6 protein-coding genes are annotated in these 4,648 nt (G+C 39.5%); all 6 read left to right on the top strand.

All coding sequences use genetic code 11. The annotated features are described in order from the left end of the window. Window positions 1-652: KGG domain-containing protein (locus tag WFK35_RS20830; RefSeq protein ID WP_336734412.1), on the top strand; the 652-nt coding region annotated here is incomplete at its 5' end. Between the two features lie 80 nt (window positions 653-732). Further along, window positions 733-1,362, top strand: a complete 630-nt coding sequence (locus tag WFK35_RS20835; RefSeq protein ID WP_336734414.1) for a YciE/YciF ferroxidase family protein — start codon at window positions 733-735, stop codon at window positions 1,360-1,362. A 57-nt stretch (window positions 1,363-1,419) separates the two neighbouring features. After that, complete coding sequence (locus WFK35_RS20840) at window positions 1,420-1,737, top strand: hypothetical protein (protein ID WP_336734416.1); 318 nt, start codon at window positions 1,420-1,422, stop codon at window positions 1,735-1,737. 54 nt (window positions 1,738-1,791) lie between these two features. Continuing rightward, window positions 1,792-3,927, top strand: coding sequence for a catalase (locus tag WFK35_RS20845; RefSeq protein WP_336734418.1), 2,136 nt, complete (start codon window positions 1,792-1,794; stop codon window positions 3,925-3,927). Window positions 3,928-3,990: 63 nt separating this feature from the next. Further along, window positions 3,991-4,491, top strand: a complete 501-nt coding sequence (locus WFK35_RS20850) for a CinA family protein (protein ID WP_214589807.1) — start codon at window positions 3,991-3,993, stop codon at window positions 4,489-4,491. Beyond that, window positions 4,491-4,648 (top strand): SDR family NAD(P)-dependent oxidoreductase (locus WFK35_RS20855; RefSeq protein WP_336734420.1); only part of this gene is annotated, 158 nt, incomplete at its 3' end. The genes WFK35_RS20850 and WFK35_RS20855, both read left to right, overlap by 1 nt.

Raw genomic sequence — 4,648 nt, forward strand, 5'->3', positions numbered from 1 at the left:
TGAAGACGATGATTATGAAAACAGCTACGAGGACTATGATGATGAAGATTATGACGACGATGACTATGATGATGAAGATTACGACGACGATGAAGACGATAACGACAACAGAGGTCGTGGAAGAGGAAGAAGCGGAAACGGAAATCAGCAGAGAGACAACCAGGGAAGATTTACTTCAGGAAGCGGAAGAGGAGGTTCGCGCAGCGGATCGGGAAGATCTTCAGGTTCAAATTCCGGCAGATCAGGATCAGGATCGGGTTCAAGATCCGGCGGAAGAGGAAGGTCATCTTCGGGTAACTCAAACGACGATAATTATGATCACAGACATGATAATCCGGGAAGACCGAGAGGAAGCAGAAACAGTGGCGGAAGATCCGGTTCGGGTTCCGGCTCAAACTCCGGAAGATCATCGAATTCCAATTCAGGAAGCAGCAGAGGAAACTCAGGTTCAGGTTCAAGATCAGGAAACAGCAGCGGTTCAGGTCGAAGCTCCAGTTCAGGATCTGGTAACGGAACTTCAAGAAGAGGTTTCGCATCAATGAGCAAAGCCGAACGTACGAGAATCGCTCGTATGGGAGGACAGGCTTCTCACGGAGGCGGAAGATCTTCAGGTTCCGGCAGATCGGGATTTGGAGGCAGACGTAATTCATAATTCTTTTTCAGATTACCTCTTTATTTGTGATTATGTAAAGGGGTAATCTTTTCATAAACTTAAACACCAAAAGCAAAATTATGGCAACCAAAACCACAGAAAATAAAGATAACAGCACGGTTAAAGATTCTTCGGCAACTGCAGAAACAGCAGCTTCTGCCTCTAAAAAAAACATACAGGCAGATAATGCTTCCGTAAATGAAAGTGAGATGAAAAATTCTCCGCTTCATAAGTTTTTTGTTTCTGCACTTAAAGACATCTATTTCGCGGAAAATGCAATTATTGATGCCTTAGACAAAATGCAGGAAGCTGCTACAACGGAAGAATTAAAGGAAGCTTTCGAAGATCATCAGCTTCAGACGAAAAAGCACGTAAGCCGGCTTGAAAAAGTTTTTAAATTGATTGATGAAACTCCCGAAACAAAAGAATGCAAGGCAATTAAAGGAATCATCGAAGAAGGTGAAGAAATTATAAAATCTACCGAAGAAGGTTCTATGACGCGTGATGCAGCACTTATTATCGCAGCCCAGAAAGTTGAACATTACGAAATCGCCACTTATGGCGGACTTGCCCAGCTTGCCATTACCATGGGACATGATAAGGCAGCAGATCTTCTGGAAAAAACGCTTCAGGAGGAAGAAGACACAGACTATGATCTTACGGAGATCGCCGAAACCTACATCAATTTCGATGCAGAGCAGGAAGAATAATATAAATAAGCCATGTAGATTTTTTCTATATGGCTTTTAACTAAGATAATTAAATAGATGAATTGCAGAAATATTGTAAAAAACTTAGAATCCGATCATTTTACAAAAATTAAAAACAGAGGAAAATGGTTTGAAGAAGGCGCTGAAATCTATGCCAAAGAAATCAGGGAAAATATTTTTCTGCTTTTTATTGTTTTAAAAGATCCTGAAAATGAAGATATAAAGGCATTGATCGCCAAATATTACGGTGCAGATACCATAGGAATAAGAGAACCGGAACAGATTATGTTTTATCTCTCCATTAAATGCAAAGAAGATTTTCACTACTTCGAAAAATATATGAAAACCGAAACAGAAATGACAAAACTAAAATAGAACCGCATCCGTTTTATTTTGTCATGTATAAATAAACCACAAAATATCAGAATTATGAAAGACAAAAAACCGACAAATGATAAGCTGGATCAGCTTGAATCACACAAAACATCCAACGAAGAAACGAAACTTACCACTAATCAGGGTTTAAAGATAAACGACAACCAAAATTCCCTGAAAGCCGGAGAAAGAGGTGCCACTTTACTGGAAGACTTTATTCTGAGAGAAAAAATTACCCACTTTGATCACGAAAGAATTCCGGAAAGAATTGTTCATGCACGCGGATCGGGAGCGCACGGCGTTTTTACTTTAAAGAAAAATCTTAAAGAATATACAAAAGCTAAATTTTTAACTGAAGTAGGAAAAGAAACTCCTGTTTTCGTTCGGTTTTCTACGGTTGCAGGAAGTAGGGGAAGTACAGATCTGGCAAGAGACGTAAGAGGTTTTGCCGTAAAATTCTACACAGAAGAAGGAAATTATGATCTTGTAGGAAACAATATGCCTGTTTTTTTTATTCAGGATGCTATTAAGTTTCCGGATCTTGTTCATGCTGTAAAACCCGAACCTCATAATGAAATTCCGCAGGCAGCTTCGGCGCACGATACATTCTGGGATTTTATCTCGCTGATGCCCGAAAGTATGCACATGATTATGTGGCTGATGAGCGACAGAGCCATCCCGAGAAGTTTCAGCAGAATGGAAGGGTTCGGCGTTCATACCTTCAGATTTATTAATGATGAAGGAAAAGCCCATTTTGTAAAGTTTCATTTTAAACCAAAATTAGGCGTCCATTCCGTAGCTTGGGACGAAGCGCAGAAAATTTCGGGAGTAGATCCGGATTTTCATAAAAGAGACCTTTGGGAATCTATCGAAAGCGGAAATTTTCCGGAGTGGGATTTCGGGGTACAATTAATTCCTGAAGAAGATGAAGATAAATTCGATTTTGATCTTCTCGATCCCACCAAAATTATTCCTGAAGAAGAAGTGCCGGTAGAAATTTTCGGAACGTTAACTTTAAACAGAAATCCTGATAATTTCTTTGCTGAAACAGAGCAGGTGGCTTTCCATCCGGGACATCTTGTTCCGGGTATTGATTTTACCAACGATCCGCTTCTGCAAGGCAGATTATTTTCCTATACAGATACACAGCTTTCAAGACTAGGTTCGCCCAATTTTCATGAAATTCCAATCAACAGATCTGTAAATACCGTTCACAACAACCAGCGTGACGGACACATGAGACAGCAGATCGTGAAAGGAAAAGTAAGCTACGAACCCAATTCCATCGGAGGAGGATGCCCTTTTCAGGCAATGATGTCCGAAGGCGGATTTACTTCACATCAGGAAAGAGTTTCAGGAACAAAGATAAGAGCCAGAAGTGAAAGCTTTGTAGATCATTATTCTCAGGCAAAATTATTTTACAACAGCCAGACCGATCATGAAAAAACTCACCTTCAGAATGCTCTGATTTTTGAACTGTCGAAAGTTACCATTCCGGAAATCAGAGAAAGAATGGTGGGACAGCTTAATTTCATTGATAAATCTTTAGCAAAGACGGTTGCTTTAAATGTAGGCGTTGAAGTAAAAGAGCTGGAATTCCCTAATAAAAGCCTTCCGGCAGACAGCAATCCTGTAGACCTGCAAAGTGAAGAAAGAGAAGCACATACGAGAGCTTCTGAAGCTTTAAGTATGGCAAATACCGTAAAAAATACCATACAGGGAAGAAAAATTGGCTTTATTATCGCTGATGGAGCCAATTTTGGCACTATAAATGATCTAAAAAATAAACTGGAAAGTGAGAAGGCAGTTGTTGAAATTATTGCGCCGAACTTAGCTCAGGTAAAAACGGATAATGGTTCTTCTTTAACGCCGAAACATTCCCTTACCAGTACATCAAGTGTCTGTTTTGATGCTTTATTCATTGGGGCAGGAGAAGATTCTGCAAAAGAGCTTATGAAAGCGGACAACAAGCACAAAGTGTTACAGTTCATCAATGAAGCGTACAAACACTGTAAAGCAATTTATTTTGATGAAGGTACAGAAACGCTTTACAAAAACAGCAATGTCGGTTTAAGAAAACATGAAGATCCTGCCATTGTAATCTGGGAAGATCCTGAGCCTGACAGTAAATTTATACAGGCAATTGCCAGCCACAGAGTCTGGGAGCTAGAAGCCGAAAGAAACACGTAATAAATTTTGATCTGAAAAGACAAAATTAGATATACACCACAACCACATAAAATAGTAAAGATTATGGAATTTCAAAAAAACCTCTTAGATTACATCAGTCAGTCGCTGATTACCGCTGATGAAACAATTTCTGTGGTAGAAAGCGTAACCTCCGGATGTTTACAGCTTGCCTTTTCACAAATGCCCAATGCATCATTGTTTTACAAAGGCGGAATGACAGCCTATACTTTACCCGAAAAAGTGAGACTTCTGAATGTAGATCAGACAGAAGGTGAAGAATGTGACTGCGTTTCGGAAAATATCGCAGAAACTATGGCTCTTAATGTCGCAAAGTTTTTCGAATCCGACTGGTCTATTGCCACAACAGGATATTGTACGCCGATCCGTAATTCTTCGTATAAGATTTTTGCTTACTTTTCTTTTGCCTACAAAGGAGAAATTGTTCTCACTAAAAAACTGGAACTTCATCCGAAAACACAGGCTTTGAACGCTCAGTTGTATTACACTGAATTTATTTTAGGCTGTTTTAAAAGTGAGATCAATCAGCTTTTAATTTTAAAATAATGAGGAAATTGAAATTAGACGGTAAAACCGCTCTTATCACAGGAGCTGACAGCGGAATAGGTAAAGTAGCTGCATTGCTTTTTGCTGAAGAAGGAGCAGATATTCCGATTATCTATCATTCCGATGAAAAAGATGCAGAAAAAGCGAAATCAGAAAT

It is taken from the genome of Chryseobacterium sp. VD8, assembly GCF_037149975.1.
In the GTDB taxonomy this organism is placed as follows: domain Bacteria; phylum Bacteroidota; class Bacteroidia; order Flavobacteriales; family Weeksellaceae; genus Chryseobacterium; species Chryseobacterium indicum.